Annotated in this window: 19 protein-coding genes; 15 read left to right on the top strand and 4 right to left on the bottom strand. The window is 65.9% G+C overall.

Annotated features, from left to right (window positions below; genetic code table 11):
- Positions 1-49: 49 nt before the first annotated feature.
- Complete coding sequence (locus tag QX070_RS05190; RefSeq protein WP_315735496.1) at positions 50-874, top strand: RnfABCDGE type electron transport complex subunit D; 825 nt, start codon at positions 50-52, stop codon at positions 872-874.
- Positions 871-2,199: a DUF2330 domain-containing protein gene (locus tag QX070_RS05185; protein WP_315735494.1), complete on the top strand. Its 1,329-nt coding sequence runs from the start codon at positions 871-873 to the stop codon at positions 2,197-2,199. The genes QX070_RS05190 and QX070_RS05185 overlap by 4 nt, the downstream gene beginning before the upstream one ends.
- A gap of 18 nt (positions 2,200-2,217) precedes the next feature.
- On the opposite strand, the gene QX070_RS05180 is transcribed toward QX070_RS05185, so the two are convergent.
- Positions 2,218-2,628, bottom strand: coding sequence for a VOC family protein (locus QX070_RS05180; RefSeq protein ID WP_315735492.1), 411 nt, complete (start codon positions 2,626-2,628; stop codon positions 2,218-2,220).
- A gap of 112 nt (positions 2,629-2,740) precedes the next feature.
- Between QX070_RS05180 and QX070_RS05175 the strand changes: the two genes are divergently transcribed.
- From QX070_RS05175 to QX070_RS05135, 9 genes are all read left to right on the top strand, one after another.
- On the top strand, positions 2,741-3,715 hold the full coding sequence (locus QX070_RS05175) for a tripartite tricarboxylate transporter substrate binding protein (protein WP_315735490.1): 975 nt from the start codon (positions 2,741-2,743) through the stop codon (positions 3,713-3,715).
- Positions 3,716-3,919: 204 nt separating this feature from the next.
- Positions 3,920-4,213 carry a DUF3551 domain-containing protein gene (locus QX070_RS05170; protein ID WP_315735488.1) on the top strand — a complete coding sequence of 98 codons (294 nt, stop codon included), beginning with the start codon at positions 3,920-3,922 and terminating at the stop codon, positions 4,211-4,213.
- Between the two features lie 141 nt (positions 4,214-4,354).
- Complete coding sequence (locus tag QX070_RS05165; RefSeq protein ID WP_315735485.1) at positions 4,355-4,972, top strand: hypothetical protein; 618 nt, start codon at positions 4,355-4,357, stop codon at positions 4,970-4,972.
- The gene (locus QX070_RS05160) at positions 4,959-5,339 is read left to right on the top strand and encodes a transcriptional regulator (protein WP_315735483.1); all 381 of its coding nucleotides are present in this window, start codon (positions 4,959-4,961) and stop codon (positions 5,337-5,339) included. The genes QX070_RS05165 and QX070_RS05160 overlap by 14 nt, the downstream gene beginning before the upstream one ends.
- A 36-nt stretch (positions 5,340-5,375) precedes the next feature.
- The gene (locus tag QX070_RS05155; protein WP_315735481.1) at positions 5,376-6,119 is read left to right on the top strand and encodes a di-trans,poly-cis-decaprenylcistransferase; all 744 of its coding nucleotides are present in this window, start codon (positions 5,376-5,378) and stop codon (positions 6,117-6,119) included.
- Positions 6,120-6,188: 69 nt separating this feature from the next.
- Positions 6,189-8,132 (top strand): tetratricopeptide repeat protein, encoded by a 1,944-nt coding sequence (locus QX070_RS05150; protein WP_315735479.1) that lies wholly within the window; start codon positions 6,189-6,191, stop codon positions 8,130-8,132.
- Positions 8,133-8,288: 156 nt separating this feature from the next.
- The gene (locus QX070_RS05145) at positions 8,289-9,389 is read left to right on the top strand and encodes an HlyD family secretion protein (RefSeq protein ID WP_315735477.1); all 1,101 of its coding nucleotides are present in this window, start codon (positions 8,289-8,291) and stop codon (positions 9,387-9,389) included.
- Positions 9,386-12,145 (top strand): ribosome-associated ATPase/putative transporter RbbA, encoded by a 2,760-nt coding sequence (rbbA, locus tag QX070_RS05140; RefSeq protein WP_315735474.1) that lies wholly within the window; start codon positions 9,386-9,388, stop codon positions 12,143-12,145. Before QX070_RS05145 ends, rbbA begins: the two co-directional genes overlap by 4 nt.
- Positions 12,146-12,148: 3 nt before the next feature.
- Positions 12,149-13,273: an ABC transporter permease gene (locus QX070_RS05135; protein ID WP_315735472.1), complete on the top strand. Its 1,125-nt coding sequence runs from the start codon at positions 12,149-12,151 to the stop codon at positions 13,271-13,273.
- Positions 13,274-13,353: 80 nt separating this feature from the next.
- On the opposite strand, the gene QX070_RS05130 is transcribed toward QX070_RS05135, so the two are convergent.
- Positions 13,354-14,175: a porin family protein gene (locus tag QX070_RS05130; RefSeq protein ID WP_315735470.1), complete on the bottom strand. Its 822-nt coding sequence runs from the start codon at positions 14,173-14,175 to the stop codon at positions 13,354-13,356.
- A gap of 331 nt (positions 14,176-14,506) precedes the next feature.
- On the opposite strand from QX070_RS05130, the gene QX070_RS05125 reads away from it, so the two are divergent.
- The gene (locus QX070_RS05125; protein WP_315735469.1) at positions 14,507-14,770 is read left to right on the top strand and encodes a hypothetical protein; all 264 of its coding nucleotides are present in this window, start codon (positions 14,507-14,509) and stop codon (positions 14,768-14,770) included.
- A 153-nt stretch (positions 14,771-14,923) separates the two neighbouring features.
- A complete protein-coding gene (locus QX070_RS05120) occupies positions 14,924-16,285 on the top strand; it encodes a UDP-N-acetylglucosamine-peptide N-acetylglucosaminyltransferase (RefSeq protein WP_315735467.1) in 1,362 nt (453 codons plus the stop codon).
- Positions 16,286-16,312: 27 nt separating this feature from the next.
- On the opposite strand, the gene QX070_RS05115 is transcribed toward QX070_RS05120, so the two are convergent.
- A complete protein-coding gene (locus tag QX070_RS05115) occupies positions 16,313-16,873 on the bottom strand; it encodes a hypothetical protein (protein WP_315735465.1) in 561 nt (186 codons plus the stop codon).
- Between the two features lie 89 nt (positions 16,874-16,962).
- Positions 16,963-18,552 carry an ATP-binding protein gene (locus QX070_RS05110; RefSeq protein WP_315735463.1) on the bottom strand — a complete coding sequence of 530 codons (1,590 nt, stop codon included), beginning with the start codon at positions 18,550-18,552 and terminating at the stop codon, positions 16,963-16,965.
- A 275-nt stretch (positions 18,553-18,827) separates the two neighbouring features.
- Between QX070_RS05110 and QX070_RS05105 the strand changes: the two genes are divergently transcribed.
- On the top strand, positions 18,828-19,289 hold the full coding sequence (locus tag QX070_RS05105) for a nuclear transport factor 2 family protein (RefSeq protein ID WP_315735461.1): 462 nt from the start codon (positions 18,828-18,830) through the stop codon (positions 19,287-19,289).
- A gap of 13 nt (positions 19,290-19,302) precedes the next feature.
- Positions 19,303-19,866, top strand: coding sequence for a TetR/AcrR family transcriptional regulator (locus QX070_RS05100; protein WP_315735459.1), 564 nt, complete (start codon positions 19,303-19,305; stop codon positions 19,864-19,866).
- Positions 19,867-19,876 lie beyond the last annotated feature (10 nt).

The raw sequence follows: 19,876 nt of genomic DNA, 5'->3' as shown, positions 1-19,876 counted from the left end.
TCCGTTCGCGGGCGACCAATGGCGCGGCAAGACACGCCCGGAGGTTTGCATGCAGGCCGAGCCACGATCATGGCGGCTGCCCGATGCCCGCTATTTCCAGATCGCGGCATTGGCGACGTTGCTCGCGATCAATTTCGCCGTGATCGATTTCGGCACGCGTCCCGCAGCGAGCGTGATCGCGGTCGCGGCGGCGCTGCTCACGCAGGCGGCCTGCTGCCGCATCTCCGGCGCCCCGCTCGATCTCAAGTCACCATTGATCACCGGCCTGTCGCTCAGCCTGCTGTTGCGCGCCGATGCACTGTGGCTGCATGCGGCAGCGGCAATGATCGCGATCGGCTCGAAATTCGTGCTGCGCATCGACGGCAAGCACGTGTTCAACCCGGCGGGGCTGGCGATCGTGGTGCTGCTGTTCAACTCCAAGGGCGTGTGGATCTCGCCCGGCCAATGGGGCACGGAGATCTGGTTCGCGAGCCTCGCCGGCTTCTTCGCGATCCTGGTGCTCAGCGCCTCCCGGCGCGCCGACATCGCAGTCTATTTCTTCGCCAGCCATGCCGCACTGCTGCTGCTGCGCGCCGCCTGGCTCGGCGATCCCCTGGCGATCCCCGTGCATCAGCTGCAGAGCGGCTCGTTGCTGATCTTCACTTTCTTCATGATCTCCGACCCGCGCACCTCGCCGGACTCGCGCGTCGGCCGGCTGCTGTTCGCGCTGAGCGTTGCGGTCGCTGCGTACTACCTCACCTTCGTCCTGCAGATGCGGCCGGCGCTCTACGTGTCGCTGATCGCGCTGTCGCCGCTCACGCTGCTGCTCGACCGACTCGTCCCTGAGACCCGCTTTTCCTGGCGTTCGTCCGTTCCCGAAGGAGTGTCGACATGACCCTGCGTTACAGCAAGCTCTTCCGCACCGGCGTCGCGGCCACCGCGACCCTGGCGAACGCGGCGATGGCGCCGGCGAATGCGTTCTGCGGCTTCTATGTCGCCCAGGCGGATGCAAAACTGTTCAACCAGTCATCGAAGGTCGTGCTTGCCCGCGATGGCGAGCAGACTGCGATCACGATGGCCAGCGACTTCGAGGGCGACGTGAAGGAGTTCGCGGTGGTCGTCCCCGTGCCGATCTTCATCGAGCGCAAGCAGATCGGCGTGGTCGAGCCGAAGACGATCGACCATCTCGACAAATACACCGCGCCGCGGCTGGTCGAATATCATGACGCCGATCCATGCGCGCCGGTCGTCGTTGCGGCGCGGGCCATGCCGGCGGCGCCGATGATGGCAGGCGCTGTCTATGAGATGGCCCGGCGGAACTATGGCGTCACCGTCGAGGCCAGCTACGACGTCGCCGAATACGACGTGCTGATCCTGTCGGCGCAGGAGAGCGACGGGCTGACGCGCTGGCTGACCGACAACAATTATCGCATTCCGCAGGGCGCGGACGCGGTGCTCGGCAGCTATATCAGGCAGGGCATGCGATTCTTCGTCGCCAAGGTCAATGTCGAGCGGATGAAGAACATCGGCAACGGCACCCTGCGGCCGTTGCAGGTGCGGTACCAGAGTCTCAAGTTCATGGTGCCGCTGCGGCTCGGCACGGTCAACGCCAGGGGACCGCAGGACCTGATCATCTATGCACTCACCAGGAGTGGCCGCATCGAGGCGGCCAATTATCGCACGGTGAAGATCCCATCCGATATCGATGTCCCGCTCTATGTGAAGGACGAGTTCGGGCCGTTCTACAAGGCGCTGTTTGAGCGGGCCGTCGCGCGCGAGAACATGCAGGCGGTGTTCGTCGAATATGCCTGGGACATGGCGTGGTGCGATCCCTGCGCCGCCGATCCGATGAGCAACAAGGAGCTGGTCGAGCTCGGCGCGCGCTGGATCGGCAGCGACGATGACACCGCCTTCAGCCTCCGCCGGGGCACGGCCGGAGCCAACGCCTTCGTGACCCGGCTGCACGTGCGCTACGATGCGAAGTCCTTCCCCGAGGACATCGTCTTCGCCGAGACCAAGGACCGCAGCAATTTCCAGGGCCGCTATGTCCAGCACCATCCCTGGCGCGGCGAGGCGTCCTGTGCCGCTGCGAAGACCTACCGGGACAGTCTCGCCGCACGTTTCGCCACGCAGGCGACGGATCTCGCGCAACTGACCGGCTGGTCGCGCAGCGAGATCGTCGCGAAAATGGACAAGAGCGGCGAGACCGTGACGAAATGACCTCGGCGCGACCTCGGCTCAATCCTGATACGAGGAGATCTCGATCAGGCTGCCGTCGGGGTCGCGGCAATATACCGAGCGCAGGGTGCCGCGTGCGCCCTGCTTGGCGACCGGACCTTCCTCGACAGCGATGCCGAGCGCCGTGAGATGCGCCACCACCTCGTCTGGGGTGCTGGTGGTGAGGAAACAGAGGTCGTCGCTGCCGGCCGCCACATGGCCGGCCGTGAACCAGTCGACCTTGTCCGCGTCCTTCGGTCGCACGTTGATCTTCTGGTTCCCGAACAGCAACGACGTGCGCCTCACCTTGCCTTGTCCGGGATCGAACACCTGGACCGTCATGCCCAGCACCTGTTGGTACCACGCCGTCGTGCGGTCGACGTCGGCGACATTGATGACCAGATGATCGAGCGCATCGACCTTGATCGGCATGGGGCTCTTCCCTCCTGATTGGATATCGATCTCGCCGCCATCGCGGCACTCTGTTACATTCGATCCCGGCGGCTCGTTAGCCTCCGCTCAACGATAATGCCTGAGGAAACGCATGATTTCACGTCGTACCGCGCTTGGTCTGATCGCCTCCGCCGTTCCGTCCATCGCTGCCGTTGGCAAAGCGTCCGCGGCCGACTATCCCACCCGTCCGGTCCGCTTCGTGGTGGGTTATCCTCCGGGTGGCGCGACCGACATCCTGGCGCGGCTGATCGGCCAGCGGCTGTCCGAGACGCTCGGTCAGCAGTTCATCGTCGAGAACAAGCCGGGCGCCGGCAATAATATCGGCACCGATGCCGTCGTGAACGCGGCGGCCGACGGCCACACCGTGCTGCTGGTCAATCCGGCCAACTACATCAATGCGAGCCTCTACACCAACCTGAAGTTCAATTTCGTTCGCGATATCGCGCCGGTGGCCTCGCTCAACCGCGTCCCCAACGTGATGACCGTCAACAAGGACATCGGGGCCAAGAACGTCGCCGAGTTCATCGCCTACCTGAAGGAGAACCCCGGCAAGGTGAACATGGCCTCGTCCGGCAACGGCACCTCGGTGCATCTGTCGGGCGAGATGTTCATGGCGATGACCGGCACCAAGATGCAGCACGTGCCCTATCGCGGCGCGGCGCCCGCAATCACCGACATGCTCGGCGGCCAGGTGCAGGTCATCTTCGACAACATGCCCTCCATCATCCAGCACATCCGCTCCGGCTCGTTGCGGGCGCTCGGCGTCACCACCCAGCAGCGTTCGCCGCAATTGCCGGACGTCCAGGCCGTCGCCGAGACCGTGCCCGGCTACGAGGCGAGCGCGCTGTTCGGCATCGGCGCGCCGAAGAACACGCCCAAGGAGATCATCGAGAAGCTCAACAAGCAGGTCAACGTCATCCTGGCCGAGCCAGAGATCAAGGCGCGTCTGGTCGACCTCGGCGGCGAGCCGCTGATCCAGTCGCCGGAGCAGTTTGGCGCCCAGATCGTCGCCGAGACCGAGAAGTGGAAGAAGGTCGTCGAGTTCGCCGGCCTGAAGGTCGAATAGGACGACGAAGCGACGCAATCGCTGGTCGGCCGCCGCAACATGTTCTCGATGCGGCGCCGGCCCGCCAGACGGGAGGAGAGGGCTGAAGGCGGCGTGCCGCGCATGCGACACGTCACTGCCTTGGTTGGTGATCCGTTTCGCCGATTTGTCGTTTTTTGACCATGCCGGTGTGGTGCAACCCTCCGGCCAGAAGAGGAACAGATCATGCGCAAGGTGATGATGATGGCAGCCGGCCTCGTCGGCGTTGCACTTGGTGGCGGTATCGCGCCGGCCTCCGCAGGCGGTTACGACTATCCCTGGTGCGTGCAAGGCCGGGGCGTCGGCTATCCCGGCGACTGCTCCTATCACACCTTCGAGCAGTGCCGGGCGAGCGCCTCCGGGCGCAATGCAGGCTGTGGCATCAATCCGCGCGTCGCGTTCGATCCTGCCCGCCGCGGCCCTTCGGTCTATGTCGACATGCCGCCGCCGCGCCGCGTGCACCGCTATTCGTATTACTGACACCCTCGACCGAACTCGGCACGCGCGGCCGATTGGCTGACGCAGGCGCGCTCCGGGTTCGCGCGGGCTTGCATCGACTTTGCGTTCGTATATACTTTGTATTGCAAAGTTGAACGAGCCGGTCCCGGCTTCAGGTGAGACATGCGCGACCTCGACAAGGCGCTGGCGGACATCATTGCGATCCGCAGCCAGCTTGCGGCGGGCACGGCATTTCGCGGCTACGGGCCGGCGACGATGGCCGCGACCTCGGCCGTTGCGCTGGTCACGGCACTGCTTCAGCAGCTGTTTCTGCGCGACCCGACGGCGGACGCGTGGACGTTCCTGCTCGGATGGGCGGCGGCAGCCTGTGTCTCGCTGACGATGATATGGTTCGAGATGCGGGCGCGGTCGCGCCGGCATCATTCCGGCCTTGCGGACGCGATGATCCACCAGGCGGTCGAGCAGTTCCTGCCGGCGGGCATCGCTGGCGTGCTGCTCGCGGTGCTCTTGTGGAAGTTCGCGCCGGAGGCGCTGTGGATGCTGCCGGGTCTGTGGCAGATCCTGATGTCGCTCGGCGTGTTCGCGTCGGTGCGCTCGCTGCCGCGCACGGTGGCGCTGGCCGGCGCGTTCTATTTTCTGGCCGGCTTCGCGGTGCTGCTGGTGGGCAGCGCCACGCATGCGCTGTCGCCATGGACGATGGGGCTTCCGTTCGCGATCGGACAGGGGCTGATGGCGGGCATTCTGTATTTTGCGACCGGAGAGTCTGATGTCGAAGACTGACGGCAGCGCGCCGTTCTCCTATGACGGCCTCGATCGCGTCATCCACGAGAAGGCCCGGCTCGGCCTGCTCACCTCGCTGATGGCGCACCCCAAGGGTCTCGCTTTTGCCGACCTCAAGCAGCTCTGCGGACTGACCGACGGCAATCTGTCGCGGCATCTGCAGGTGCTGCAGGAGGCCGGCCTCGTCGAGGTCACCAAGGGCTATGAGGGCAATCGCCCTCACACCACTTGTCGGCTGACCAAGGCGGGACGCCGCCGCTTCCTCGATTATCTCGCCGTGCTCGAGCGCCTCGTCCGCGACGCTGCGGCCGCTGCCGGCAAGGAGCATACGCCATCGTCGGTCGGCCTGATCCCCGGCCGCGTCTGAATCGCGCATCGCATTTTTTTGACCTGGAGCTTTGCAATGCAAAGTAGTCTGCAACCGAAATCGCCTGCTGTGTCGGATGGCCTGCATGTCGGCATCATCATGGACGGCAACGGCCGCTGGGCGACGCGCAAGGGCCTGTCGCGGCTGCGCGGGCACGAGGCGGGCGTCGAGGCGATCCGTCGCGTCGTCGAAGCCGCGCCCGACCAGGGCATCGGGACGCTGACGCTGTATGCGTTCTCCAGCGACAATTGGCGACGCCCGCGGGCCGAGGTCGCCGCCTTGATGGCGCTGTTGCGGGTCTATCTCGCCAGCGAGGTGGAGTCGCTGGTGCGCAACGGCGTCCGCCTCACGGTGATCGGCCGCCGCGACCGACTGCCCGGCGGCATCGCCGACGCCATCGGCCGGGCCGAAGCGGCAACCCGCAATGGCAGCACCCTGCACCTGCGCATCGCCGTCGACTACTCGGCGCGCGACGCGATCCTCGAGGCCGCAACGAAAGCCCGCGAGATCGACGGCCTGACGCGTGCGGCGTTCTCCGACCTCGTGACGGGCGAAGCCGGCTTGCGCGACGTCGACCTGATCATCCGCACCTCCGGCGAGCAGCGCCTGTCCGATTTCCTGCTCTGGGAAGGCGCCTATGCCGAGCTGCATTTCACCCAGCGGATGTGGCCCGATTTCGATGCCGCAGATCTGGCGCAGGCGCTCGCCTCGTTCCGCGGCCGCGAGCGTCGCTTCGGCGGCCTCGAGGCGGTGCCGCTGGCGCCGGCACCGGTCTCCTGACGCCGACGCAATCTTTCCGCGCATCGGGGAATCATCTACCGCTTGCAGCACGAGCGCAGAGATCCCCTGATGAAGCACAAGCCGCGCCGGCCCGCCGGCAAGCCCCCGGTCAAATCCGGATCGATGGGCCACAGCGATACGCCTGATGCGCTGTGTGCCGCCGCCTTGCGGCTGCTGCGCGCCGGACAGCTCGAGCAGGCCGAGGATGCGTGCCGCCGCGCCCTGACGCTGGACGCGGCTTCCATCGACGCGCTACGTGCGATGGGCCGGGTCTGCCTGGCGCTCAAGCGCGCCGATGATGCGATCGAGTGGTTTGCCCGCGCCGTTCGGCAGGACGTTTCCGCAGCGGAGTCCTTCGTCGGCTTGGCGCAGGCGCTGCGGGACTCCGGCCGCGTCGATGAAGCGATCAAGGCCTATGATCGCGCGCTGCAGCTGCAGCCGGATGCGGTGGAGAGCTGGGATGCGCTTGGCGAACTGCTGCAACTGAGGGAGCGGCACGCCGAGGCGGCGCTGGCCTGCGATCGGCTGCTGCAGCTCGCGCCCGATCGTGCCGCGACGTGGTTTCGTCTCGGCGAGGTGCTCGAAGCCCAGGGCCGGCGTGACGAGGCGGCGCTGGCCTTCGATCAGATGGCACAGCTCAAGCCAGATCATGTCGAGGCGGCCAACAAGGCCGGAGCGCTTCATTTCGATGCTGGCCACTACGAGCAGGCCATCTCGCGCTTCGGGCAGTCGCTGGCGGTGATGCCGGATCAGGCGGGCGTGCTGTACCTGAAGGGCATCGCGCTGCGGCGGCTGCGCCGCTACCAGGAAGCCGAGACTCTCGGCCATCGCGCGCAGGTGCTGGCGCCTGACAATCCCGACTTCGCCAATGGCTATGGATGCATCCTGCAGAACCTCGGCCGTCATGATGACGCCGTCGCCATGTTCGACAAGGCGATCGCGCTCCGGCCGCAGACCGCGGATTTCCACAATCATCGCGGCACGTCGCTGGCCGAGCTGCATCGCTTCGCAGAGGCGTTCGAAAGCTTCGATCGCGCCGTCGCGTTGAAGCCTGATCTGGCCGATGCGCACTGGAACGCGGCGCTGTTCCGGCTGTTGACCGGCGACTTCGCCCGTGGCTGGGCGGCGCGCGAATGGGGACGAAAATGTCGCGCCGTCGGCTTCGTCGAGCGCAGCTTCGAGGCGCCGCTGTGGCTTGCGGATGCGCCCCTCGCCGGCAAGACGATCCTGCTCCATAGCGACGAGGGGCTCGGCGACACGATCCAGTTTTCGCGCTACGCCACAATGGTGGCCGCGCAGGGCGCGCGCGTCGTGCTCGAGGTCGACGCGCCGCTGCAGCCGCTTCTGTCCGGCCTGGATGGCGTGGCGCAGTGTCGTGCCCGCGGCATCGATGCGTTGCCTGCCATCGACTATCACTGTCCGCTGTCGAGCCTGCCGCTCGCGTTTGACACTCGGCTCGACACGATCCCTGCCGCGCCGTGCTATCTGCCGCGCCCTCCCGAGGCGCGCCGGGCGATCTGGGAACAGCGACTTGGTCCGCATGACCGCTTGCGGGTGGGCCTGGTCTGGTCCGGCAACCCCGCGCATCTCAACGATCACAACCGTTCGATGCCGTTGCCGACGCTCGCGCCGCTGTTCGAGATCGGCGCGCGGTTCGTCAGTCTGCAGAAGGAGCCTCGGCCGTCCGACAAGGCCGCACTCGCCGCGCGTGACGACATTCTCGATCTCACCGCTGACATCGGTGACTTCGTCGATACAGCGGCGCTGATCGATAATCTCGACCTCGTCATCACCGTCGATACCAGCGTGGCGCATCTGGCCGGCGCGCTGGGCAAGCCGACCTGGATCATGCTGCCCTTCACGCCGGACTATCGCTGGCTGCTCGGCCGTGACGACAGTCCGTGGTATCCGAGCGTGCGGCTGTTCCGCCAGGATGCGCGACGTGACTATGCCGACGTCGTCGCGCGCGTTCGCGAGGCGCTCGCCGCACAGCTCGCGACGTTCAGCCCCTGATGAACGCTTGAGCATCAACCAACGCCATAACTGAAATGTGATTGGCTGGCTGAGCCGCCGGCGCGTGCCGCCTGATGGCGATTGAGCTGCGTCAACGGATTTCTGCGTGCGTATGGCAAACGGAACGCCTGCTTCAGCGACGAAGGCGTTTTTGGAATGAATCAGCAGGAATCCGAGCTCGTCAGCGACATCCGGCCCGTTCAGGACGTGCGTGCTGAGCCCGGCGCTGTCGTTCCCGCGTCGGCGGTGCCTGTTCCCGTGTCCCATCAGCCGCGGCGCAGGTGGGCGTTGTGGCCGCTTCTGCTGCTCGTGCTCGCCGGCGGAGTCGCCGGCGGTGGCGGTTATGTCTGGTGGCAGCGGCTGCATCCGCCGCTGCCGCTCGGCATCAGCGTCAGCAACGGTCGCATCGAGGCTGACCAGATCGACATCGCGACCAAATTTGCCGGGCGCGTCGCCGAGCTGCGCGCCGATATCGGTGATCGCGTCGAGGCCGGGCAGATCGTGGCGCGGATGGACACGAAGGAGCTGCAGCAGTCGCTGTCGAAGGCGCAGGCCCAGGCCGAGCAGGCGCAGCACGTCGTCGATCAGGCCCGCGCCAATCTCGCGCAATTGCAGGCGCACAAGACGCTCGCCGAGCAGGAGATGGAGCGCACGCGCAGCCTGCTGCAGAACGGCTGGACCACACGCGAGCTGGCCGATCAGCGTCAGCAGGCGCTCGACAATGCCACCGCCGGCCTCGCCGGCGCGCAGGCGCGAATTTTCGAAGCCGAACGCGCGCTCGAAGCGGTTCGTCACGACGTCGCGCTCTACACCGTCCAGATCGCCGACAACTCCCTGATCGCGCCGAAGCCCGGCCGCATTCAATATCGTCTCGCCAACGTCGGCGAAGTCCTCGCCGTCGGAGGTAAGATCTTCACCATGCTCGACATCGGTTATGTCTACATGGACGTGTTCCTGCCGACCGAGGAGGTCGGCAAGGTCAAGATCGGCACCGAGGCGCGCATCGTGCTCGACGCCTATCCGGATCGTCCGATCCCGGCGAAAGTGTCGTTCGTGGCGAGCCAAGCGCAGTTCACGCCGAAGACGGTCGAGACCCGGAGCGAGCGCGACAAGCTGATGTTTCGCATCCGTGTGCGCGTCGATCAGGACAGATTGGCCGCGCACGCCGATGCCGTGAGGAGCGGGTTGCCGGGCGTGGCGTATGTCCGGTGGAATCCGGACGTCGCATGGCCGGCGCGTCTGCAAGTGTCGCCATGACGGCTGACACGATCGGCGATGCGCCTCCGGTCGCGATCGTCAGGAACGTCTCGCAGCGCTATCGAGACGTCGTCGCGCTCGACGATGTCTCGATCGATATTCCCGCCGGCCGCGTTGTCGGGCTCATCGGTCCCGATGGCGTCGGCAAGTCGTCGCTGCTGTCGATCCTGGCCGGCGCGCGCGCGATCCAGGACGGCCAAGCGCGCGTGCTCGGCGTCGACATGGCGGACCGGCGCGCCCGCACCCAGGTGTGTCCGCGGATCGCCTACATGCCGCAGGGCCTCGGCAAGAATCTCTATCCCGATCTCAGCGTGCGCGAGAACATCGCGTTCTTTGCCCGGCTGTTCGGCCAGTCGAGATCCGAGCGCGAGTGGCGCATCGCTGAGCTGATGGAAGCGACGGCGCTGTCCGATTTCGCCGACCGGCCGGCGAAAAAGCTGTCCGGCGGCATGAAGCAGAAGCTCGGCCTGTGCTGCTCGCTGATCCATGATCCCGATCTTCTCATCCTTGACGAGCCAACCACCGGCGTCGATCCGCTGTCGCGCCGGCAATTCTGGGACCTGATCGACCGCTTGCGCGCGCGCAGCGCGGCGGACATGAGCGTCATCGTCGCGACCGCCTATATGGAGGAGGCCGAGCGTTTCGACTGGCTGATCGCGATGAACGACGGGCGCATCCTCGCGACCGGCACGCCGGCGGAGCTCAAGGCGCAGACCAAGGCGGCGTCGATCGAGGACGCGTTCGTCGCGCTGCTGCCCGACCGCCCGGCGCGCGACCGGGCCGAGATGCCGGCGAAGTCCGAGCTCGACGGCAGCCAAGAGACCGTGATCGTCGCGCGCGACCTGACCTGCCGCTTCGGCGATTTCACCGCGGTCGACCGCGTGAATTTCCAGATCCGCAAGGGCGAGATCTTCGGCTTCGTCGGCTCGAACGGCTGCGGCAAGACCACGACGATGAAGATGCTGACGGGGCTGCTGCCGCCCACCGAAGGCGAGGCGCTGATCTTCGGCCGCTCCATGGAGGCCGGCAATCATGAATCGCGCAGCCGCGTCGGCTACATGTCACAGGCCTTCTCGCTCTATGGCGAGCTCACGGTGCGGCAGAACCTGGTGCTGCATGCGCGGCTGTTCCATCTGCCGCTGGCCGCTGCCGGGAAGCGGATTGCCGAACTGGTCGAGCGCTGCGACCTCACCGACCATATCGACAGCCTCGCGGCCGATCTTCCGCTCGGCATCCGCCAGCGCCTGTCGCTCGCGGTGGCGATCGTCCACGGACCCGATCTGCTGATCCTGGACGAGCCGACGTCGGGCGTCGATCCGGTCGCGCGCAATCAGTTCTGGCGCCTGCTGATCGAACTTTCGCGTCAGGATGAGATGACGATCTTCGTCTCCACGCATTTCATGAACGAGGCGGCGCGGTGCGACCGGCTGTCGCTGATGCATGAGGGGCGGGTGCTGGCGACCGATACGCCGGACGGGCTGATCCGCGCCAAGGGCGCGCAGACGCTGGAGCAGGCGTTCATCGCCTTCCTCGAGCAGGATGCCGGCGTCGCCGATCCGCCGGTCACGCTGACCCAGGCGAAGCCCGATCCGCGTCTCGTCGATCGGCCGCAGGACGACCGGGGGCAGGCCGCCCTCAGTCTGCGGCGGCTGCTCGCCTATACGATCCGCGAAGGTCTCGAGCTGATCCGAGACCCGATCCGGCTGATGTTCGCGCTGTTCGGAACGGCGTTCCTGATGATCGTGATCGGCTTCGGCATCTCCACGGACGTCAACAACCTGACCTTCGCCGCGCTCGATCGCGATCAGTCGCCGGAGAGCCGTGCCTATCTGTCGGAGCTCAGAGGCTCGCGCTATTTCGTCGAAAGGCCACCGCTCGCGGGCTATGCCGAGCTCGAACGGCGGATGAAGAGCGGCGACATCAAGGCCTCGATCGAAATCCCGCCGAACTTCGGTGTCGACATCAAGCGCGGCCGGCCGGCCTTCGTGTCGGCCTGGATCGACGGCGCGATGCCGTTCCGCGCCGAAACCATTCGCGGATATCTCGAGGGCACGCATCAGCTCTATCTCTCCGATCCCGCCGTCAAGACGACGCAGCCGTTGCCGGCCTCGTCGGTCAATGTCGAGATCAGGTTCAAATACAACCAATCCTTCGACAGCATCTACGCGATGGCCCCAAGCACGATCGCGCTGCTGCTCGCGCTGTTTCCGGCCATCCTGATGGCGCTCGCGGTCGTGCGCGAAAAGGAGCTGGGGTCGATCACCAATCTCTATGTCACGCCGGTGACGCGGCTCGAATTCCTGCTCGGCAAGCAGCTGCCTTACATCGCCGTTGCGCTGGTGAACTTCGTGCTGATGTATGTGATGGCGACGGTCCTGTTCCGCGTGCCCCTCAAGGGGGCCCTTCTGCCGCTGATGGTCGGTACGTTCGTCTATGTCGTCACCACCACCGGCTTCGGCATGCTGATCTCGACCTTCTGCCGCACTCAGATTGCGGCTCTGTTCGGGACCGCCATCCTCACCGTGCTGCCCGCCACGCAGTTCTCGGGCATGCTGGTCCCGGTGTCGTCGCTGTCCGGTGTGGCCAAGCTGATCGGCATGGTCTTCCCGATGACGTACTACCGCCCGATCGCGGTCGGCACCTTCACCAAGGGGCTGGGCTTTGCCGATGTCGGCGCCGACATCCTGATCCTTTTGATCTTCATTCCCGTCCTGACGGGGTTCAGCCTGGCGATGCTGCCGAAGCAGGAGGCGTGAGCCATGATGCGCTCGCTCTCCAACGTGTTCTGGCTCGGAACCAAGGAGCTGCGCAGCCTGTTCGGCGACGTCGTGCTGATCGGGCTCGTGATCTATTCGTTCACGGTGGCGGTGATCAGCCAGGCGCAGAGCAGCTCGCAGGAGCTGCATCGCGCCTCGATCGCCGTCGTCGATGAGGACAGCTCCGAGCTGTCGCGTCGGATCGCCAGCGTATTCCAGCTGCCTTACTTCCAGCCGCCTGTCTACATCAGCCAGGGCGAGGTGGAGCGGCTCATGAACAGCGGCCGCTTCACGTTCGTGCTCGACATCCCGCCGAACTTCCAGCGCGACGTCCTTGCCGGGCGGAGGCCGTCGGTGCAGCTGAACGTCGATGCGACCGCGATGATCCAGGCGGGAATCGGATCCGGCTATGCGCTGCAGATCATCAACACCGAGGTCGCCTGGTTCGTGGCCCGCTCCGAGACATCCTCGCCCTCCCCGGTCAATCTGGTGACGCGGATCGCGTTCAATCCCAATGTCACGACCGCCTGGTTCGAAGGCGTGATGGGCATCATCAACAGCGTCACCATGCTTGCGATCATCCTGGCCGGCGCGGCGCTGGTGCGCGAGCGCGAGCATGGCACCATGGATCATCTGCTGGTCATGCCGCTGTCGCCATTCGAGATCGCGATGTCGAAGATCTGGGCCAACGCGCTGGTGATCGCGGTCGCCGTCGCCATCGCGCTCTATGCCGTCGTGCGGTGGTACCTGCACGTGCCCATCATGGGCTCGATCCCGCTGTTCATGGTGGGCACCGTGCTCTATCTGTTCTTCGCGACCGCCGTCGGGTCGTTTCTCGGCACCATCGCGCGATCGATGCCCCAGCTGGGCCTGCTCTATATCCTCGTCGCCGTGCCGATGAACCTGTTGTCGGGCGGGATGACGCCAGTGGAAAGCCAGCCGGTGTGGCTCGCCACGATCATGAAGGCGTCGCCGTCGACGCATTTCGTGTCGTTCGCCCAGTCGATCCTCTATCGCGGCGCCGGCATCGATGTGGTGTGGCCGCAATTCGCTGCGGTCGCCGCCATCGGCGCCGTGGTCCTGGCGCTGACCTTGCGGCGCTTCCGGGCGGCGATCGCGGCGGCCTGACCCGCCCTAGACCCCAACAAAAAAGCCTCGGCACTGGGCCGAGGCTTTTCCTTGAATGGCGTCGCTATGGATGACGGCGATCAGTAACGCGCGGCCACCGGGCCACCAAACTTGTAGTTCACGCCGACCCGGACCGTGTGGAATGAGAAGTCCTGGGACAGGCGCTCGACGTAGTTCGAGCCGGGCGGGGCGAAGGTGCTGCCCGGGACGTAGGCCGAAGTGTAGTTGATGCTGCCGAGGTCGGTGTAGAGATATTCAGCCTTGACGGTCCAGTTCGGCGCAAACGCATGCTCGAAACCGGCGCCGACCGTCCAGCCGACCCGCGTCTCGTTGGCCGAGGCGGTCTTGGTGTAGCCGTTTGCCGAGGTCAGATCCCAGCTGCCCTTGACATTGCCGACCGCGAGACCGCCGGTGACGTAGAACAGCGTCGTATCGACCGCGTAGCCGGCGCGGCCGCGCAGGGTCATGAACCAGTCGTTCCGGATGCTCTCGTTGAAGGTGCGGGTCGTGGGCGGGTTGGCTGCCGTGTAGACCGTCCGTTTGTTGAGGTCCGATCCGTTGATGTCGGCCTCGATGCCGAAGACGCCGGCGCCGCTCTGCCAGTTGTAGCCGGCCTGCAGACCGCCGAGCACGCCGGCTGGATTGAGCCGGTTGTTGCTGATGTTGACGAACTGATTCTGGAAGGCGGCGCCTTCGACCGCCCAGCTGCTGGTCTGGTCCAGCGTCGTGTTCAAGTTCGACCGGCCCCAGCCGTAGCCGACGCTGCCGCCGAAGTAGAAGCCGGTCCAATTGTAGATCACGGCCGGGGGAGGAGCCTTGGTGTAGCGGGCCGGCAGATCCGCGGCGAATGCGCCGAGCGAGCTGGCGAGGAGCAAAGAGACGGCTGAGGCAAGGGTCTTCATCGGTCACAATCCTCAATGAATTTCAGCAACATTGAGACAAGCTTTTCTCACAATTCGGCCGACTAGGCTGTAGTCCAACTACAACACTCGTGATCGTAGGTGTCTGTGACGGCGTCACTTTCTGCGCGTATGGTCTTAACCTTAAATCATTGTAAATCCGGATGGGCGGTCAACTGATACCGACCTCTTTCCACGAACCGGACAATCCGCCGCAGTGCGTTAGGCAACGATTCGCCAACCATCCGGACACGCTGTCCCGCCCGCTAACGATTTCGCAAAGCGCGCACGTGCACCTTCGGCGCGTCCTGGAGGACGGAGAGGGGAGTGCATCATGAACGGGGAAGCGGTTCTCGAGAACGTAAGGCGCTATCGGACCATCGCCTCCTTGTACCGCCAGACCGCGGCATTTCGCCCGCATCAGCGCGACTCGCTGCTGACGCAGGCCGCCGAATGGGAAAGCCGTGCGGTCGCCGAGCTCGAGGATTATTTCGTCGCTCGCCAGGCGCCGTCGCAACCGCCGGCGAACATCAACTACAATATGAGCCATCACGGAGCCTCCTCCCGGCCGTCGCACCTGCAGATGGCGGCCGCGTAGTTCTTCGGACACAGCGCGTCATTCCCGCGGCGCGATCGGCGCCCGAGCTACAGCGAGGGAGTTGTCACAGCGCGTCTCCATATCATCTGCCGACCGGGGTCTGGCGCAGGACTTGCTGGGTCTGATTTCAGCCTCCGCCATGGATGGACCTGAATGATATCGCTCGGGCGCGACCGCGGCATGTGTGCCTGGGATGATTTCGCCCGGTCGTCGACCGATGCCCGGCTGTCGCTGGCGCAGGCGCGATCGGGGCAGATTCCGCCATTCCTGCTGCTCTCGGTGCCCGGCATGAGCGCCGGCGAGCATCGCCTTTGCTCCGAGTTGTGGACCCGCGACCGGATCGCCGCCAGCAGCGCCGAGCGGGCGCGGCTGGATTTTCGCTTCGATCTGACATTCCGCGACAAGCTTCGTGTCGGATACCTTTCAAACGACTTCCACGACCACGCCACGGCGCATCTGCTGATCGAAGCGCTCGAGGCGCATGACCGCGATCGCTGCGAGCTGCACGCCTTCTCATTCGGTGCCGACGATCGCGGCGCCATGCGGGGCCGGCTGCACGCCGTCTTCGACGGCTTCCATGACGTGACCGCGCTGAGCGACAGCGCCGCCGCAGCCGCGGTGCATGCCGCGCAGATCGATATTCTGGTCGACCTCAAGGGCTATACGCGCGGTGCCCGGACCGGAATCCTGATGCTGCATCCGGCGCCGGTCCAAGTGAATTTCCTCGGCTATCCCGGGACGCTGGGCGGCGGCATCTGCGACTACATGATCACCGATCCGTTCATGACACCGCTGGCCGTTGCGGCCGACTATTCGGAGAGTTTTGCCTACATGCCGCATTCGTACCAGCCGCACGGCCGGGCAGCGCTGGGCCCGGCGCCGACCCGTGCGGAGGTCGGCCTGCCGGACGCCGGCATCGTGTTCTGCTGCTTCAACCAGGCCTACAAGTTCACGCCCGCGGTGTTCGACCTGTGGTGCCGCCTGCTCGACGCGACGCCGGACAGCGTGCTGTGGCTGCTGGCGTCCGATCGGGCCGAGGGCAATCTGCGCGGCGAGGCGCTTCGGCGCGGCGTGGCGCCCGGTCGCCTGGTGTTCGCGCCGGAAACGACGCAAGGCGAGCATCTGCGCCGGCTCCAGCTCGCCGATCTCGTGCTCGACACCGCGCCCTATGGCGCCCACACCACGGCGAGCGACGCGCTGTGGGCTGGCGTGCCGATCGTGAGCTGCGCCGGGGACACGTTTGCCTCGCGGGTCGCCGGCAGCCTGTTACATGCGGTCGGATGTCCCGAGCTCATTGCATCGGACGAGGCCGACTATCTGGCGGTGGCGCTGACGCTCGCCGCCGAGCCGGATCTGCTGCAGGCGGCCAAGGCCAGGCTCTGGCGCAACCGGCTGGCCGCGCCGCTGTTCGACGCTGCCGCCTATGCCCGGTCGCTGCAGGATCTCTACGACCAGATGTGGCACCGCCGCCGCAGCGGCGGCGCGCCAGGGCCGATCTGGGCGTCGAAGTCTTGAGCAGGGACGAGGCGGGCTTGCTGCGCCTTACTGCGCCGCCATGCGTGCGGCAGCGAGGATCCCGATCAGGGCCGTCAGCGCGCCGACGCTGGTCGCGTTGATCGCGACGAGCGACGCGAAATTGGAGTCGGCGACCTTCATCAGCGGCTCGCCAAGGCGGGGATCGATCAGCAGATAGGACACGAATGGCAGTCCCAACAAAGGCAACGACATCAGGCGCTCCGCTGGCCGGAACAGCAGCGCGCCGAGCAGGGCGCAAGGCAGCAAGAACAGCTCGACGCCGCTCTGCACGCCGAACAGCTTGACGGAGAACACCGTGTTGACCGTGCCGGTCAGGACCATCAGGGCGTGGCCGGCGAACGGATTGCGCCGCGCGAGCATAGGCGCGCTGGCGAACAATGGCGCCGTGAGCAGCGTCAGCCAGGCCGGCCACGCCGCCGTGCCCACGGTGGCATGGAGATAGAGCGGATAGAACGGCTGGTTGGAGACGATGACCAACGCGACCTTGGCGGCGATGTCGGACTGCGGGTCATCGGCCGACGCATAGGCCTGCACGGCGGCCAGCCCGCGTGAAAACATCTCAGCCATTCAAGTCCCTCAGCTCCGCAAGAAGGTGCGCATCACCGCCCGGAAACGCGCGTGCCCGCAAGCCGGATCATGCGTCGCGCATCGCACGGTCAAGAGTTCAGTGCGGTCCGCAGCATGCGTGCGAGATCGGCGCTCTGATACGGCTTGGTGAGCAGCAGCAGGCCGGCATCGAGGCGGCCGTGGTGGACGATCGCATTCTCCGTATAGCCGGACGTGTACAGCACCTTGAGGCTGGGACGCCGCTTCAGCGCCTCGATCGCGAGCTGGCGGCCGTTCATGCCGCCGGGCATGATGATGTCGGTGAACAAAAGATCGATCCGCGCTGCGCTATCGATGAGCGCCAGCGCCTCGTCGGCCTTGCTGGCCGCGAGCGTGGTGTAGCCGAGCCGCTTGATCTGGGCGATGACATATTCGCGCACCAGCGAATCGTCCTCGACGATCAGGATCGTCTCGTCGCCGCGCTCCATGCCCTCGGCGCTGACGGTCGATAGTGCCGCATCCGCATCGGTATTGGCCTGCGGCAGGTACAGCTTGACCGAGGTGCCGTGCCCCGGCTCGCTGTAGATCTTGATGTGTCCGTTGGACTGCTTGACGAAGCCGTAGACCATGCTCAGCCCGAGGCCGACGCCCTTGCCGACATCCTTGGTGGTGAAGAACGGCTCGAACACCTTGTCGAGCAGGTTGGCGGGGATGCCCTCCCCGGTGTCGCTGACCGCGATCATCACGTAATTGCCGGGGATCACCTCCGGGTTCATGCGCGCATAGGCGGCGTCGAGCAGGACGTTCTTGGTTTCCAGGGTCAGCTTGCCGCCGTCCGGCATGGCATCGCGCGCGTTGAGCGCGAGGTTCAGGATCGCGGTCGACAGCTGGCTGGGGTCGATCATGGCCGGCGCCGAATCGTGCGCCAGCATGGATTCGATCTCGATCTGCTCGCCGAGCGTCCGGCGCAGCAGGCGGGCGGTGTCGACCACCATGCCGTTGATGTCGACGCTGCGCGGCTGCAGCGGCTGGCGCCGGGCGAAGGCCAGGAGGTGCTTCGTCAGATCGGCGCCGCGCGCCGCCGCCGAGTTGATCAGGCTGGTGATCTGCACCAGCTGCGGACGGTCCTTCACCGCGTCGGCCAGGATCTCGATGGTGCCGGTGATCACGGTCAGGATGTTGTTGAAGTCGTGGGCGACGCCGCCGGTGAGCTGACCGATCGCTTCCATCTTCTGTGCCTGCCGCACCTGCGCCTCGGTGGCCTCGATCTCCTGGAAGCGCTTGACCATGGCTTCGGCGGTGCGCCGCTGCCGCGTCTCCTCCTCGAGCTGCGCATAGGCGTTCCGCAACTCGGCGCGGGACGGCATCGTCAGCACCCGCGGCAGCATCAGCAGCAGCGCCGAGGCGATGCCGACCGACATGAAAGCCAGGAAGCCCTTGGTGGCCGCCTCCAGGCTGTAGGCCGGAACCCAGATCGTGAGCACCTCGATGAGGCGTGTCATCCCGCACACGGACACCCACAGCGCGAAGGCCCAGAAGATGTAGCTGAACTGAAAGTCGCGGCGGCGATAGACGATGAAGGCGAGCACGAACGCGATGGTGAAGAAGGCGAACGAGATGAGGATGTCGGAGACCGTGTTCACCCAGATCAGCTCAGGTGTCCACAGCAGGCACTCGCCGTGCGGCGTGAGCATCGACATGTCCGATATCCTCAAAAGTGTAGCCGGCGGACCGTGTCGCCCCCGCGGCGCGGTCGGTTCCCTTAGCAGAACATCGAATTTCCGCTGAGCACACAAGGGTTCTGACTGTCGCGGCGCGCGCATTCGGTAGAGGGGCACCGCAGGCATAGGCTTCGCGCGTTGACGCGGATTGCGTACGGCCGAGCTTGTGTCGGGCGCTCCGTTCGACATAAGCGGCTTGACGATCTGTACCAATCGGTACAGAGTATGCGAGTTGGTACACAAGGAGATGTCCCGTGAGCACTCTCGCCCCGCCGTTTACGCTGCAGACCGCGACCCAGAAGGTGCGCATGGCCGAGGATGGCTGGAACAGCCGCGACCCCGAGCGCGCGTCGCTGGTCTACACGCCCGACAGCCGGTGGCGGAACCGGGCCGAGTTCATCACCGGCCGCGCCGAGATCGTCGCCTTCCTCACCCGCAAATGGGCCAAGGAGCTCGACTACCGCCTGATCAAGGAGATCTGGGCCCACAGCGACGACCGGATCGCGGTGCGCTTCGCCTATGAGTGGCACGACGACAGCGGCAACTGGTTTCGCTCCTATGGCAACGAGAACTGGGAGTTCGATGCGCAGGGGCTGATGCAGCGCCGCTACGCCTGCATCAATGACCTGCCGATCAAGGCGGACGATCGCAAATTCCACTGGCCTCTCGGGCGCCGGCCGGACGATCATCCCGGCCTGACCGAATTGGGACTTTGAAGCAGGCAGAGCCATGCGGACGCTCAACGAGCGCGCTGACGTCATCCCGCTGATCGCCGAGGTGTTCCGCGAGTTCGGCTTCGAGGGCACCTCGCTCAGCCGGATCACCGAGACGACGGGACTGGGCAAAGGCAGCCTCTATCACTTCTTTCCAGGCGGGAAGGACGAGATGGGGCGCGCGGTGCTGGCGCATGTCGACGCCTGGTTCGAGCGCGAGATCTATGCGCCGCTGCGCGATGATCCGCCGGAGCAGTCGATCCCGCGGATGTGGCGCGGCGTCGACGGCTACTTCCGCTCCGGCCGCCGCGTCTGCCTCGTCGGGGCGTTTGCGCTCGACGAGACGCGGGATCGTTTCGCGGCCGCCATCGCCAGCTACTTCACGCGCTGGATCGAGGCCTTGCGCGAGGCGCTGGTCCGCGGCGGCTGGCCGGAGGCGCAGGCCGCCGATAGCGCCGAGGAGGTGGTGCTCGGTATCCAGGGCGCACTGGTGCTGGCGCGCGCGACCGGTGATGCGGCCGTTTTCGGCCGCGCGCTGACGCGGTTCCAAGCGCGTCTGCAACGATCATCCGTCATCTGACTCCCGAAAC

Source organism: Bradyrhizobium sp. SZCCHNR1093 (assembly GCF_032381175.1).
GTDB lineage: Bacteria > Pseudomonadota > Alphaproteobacteria > Rhizobiales > Xanthobacteraceae > Bradyrhizobium.
The sequence above is the reverse complement of the archived record's forward strand: the minus strand, read 5'-3'. Positions and strand labels throughout refer to the sequence as shown.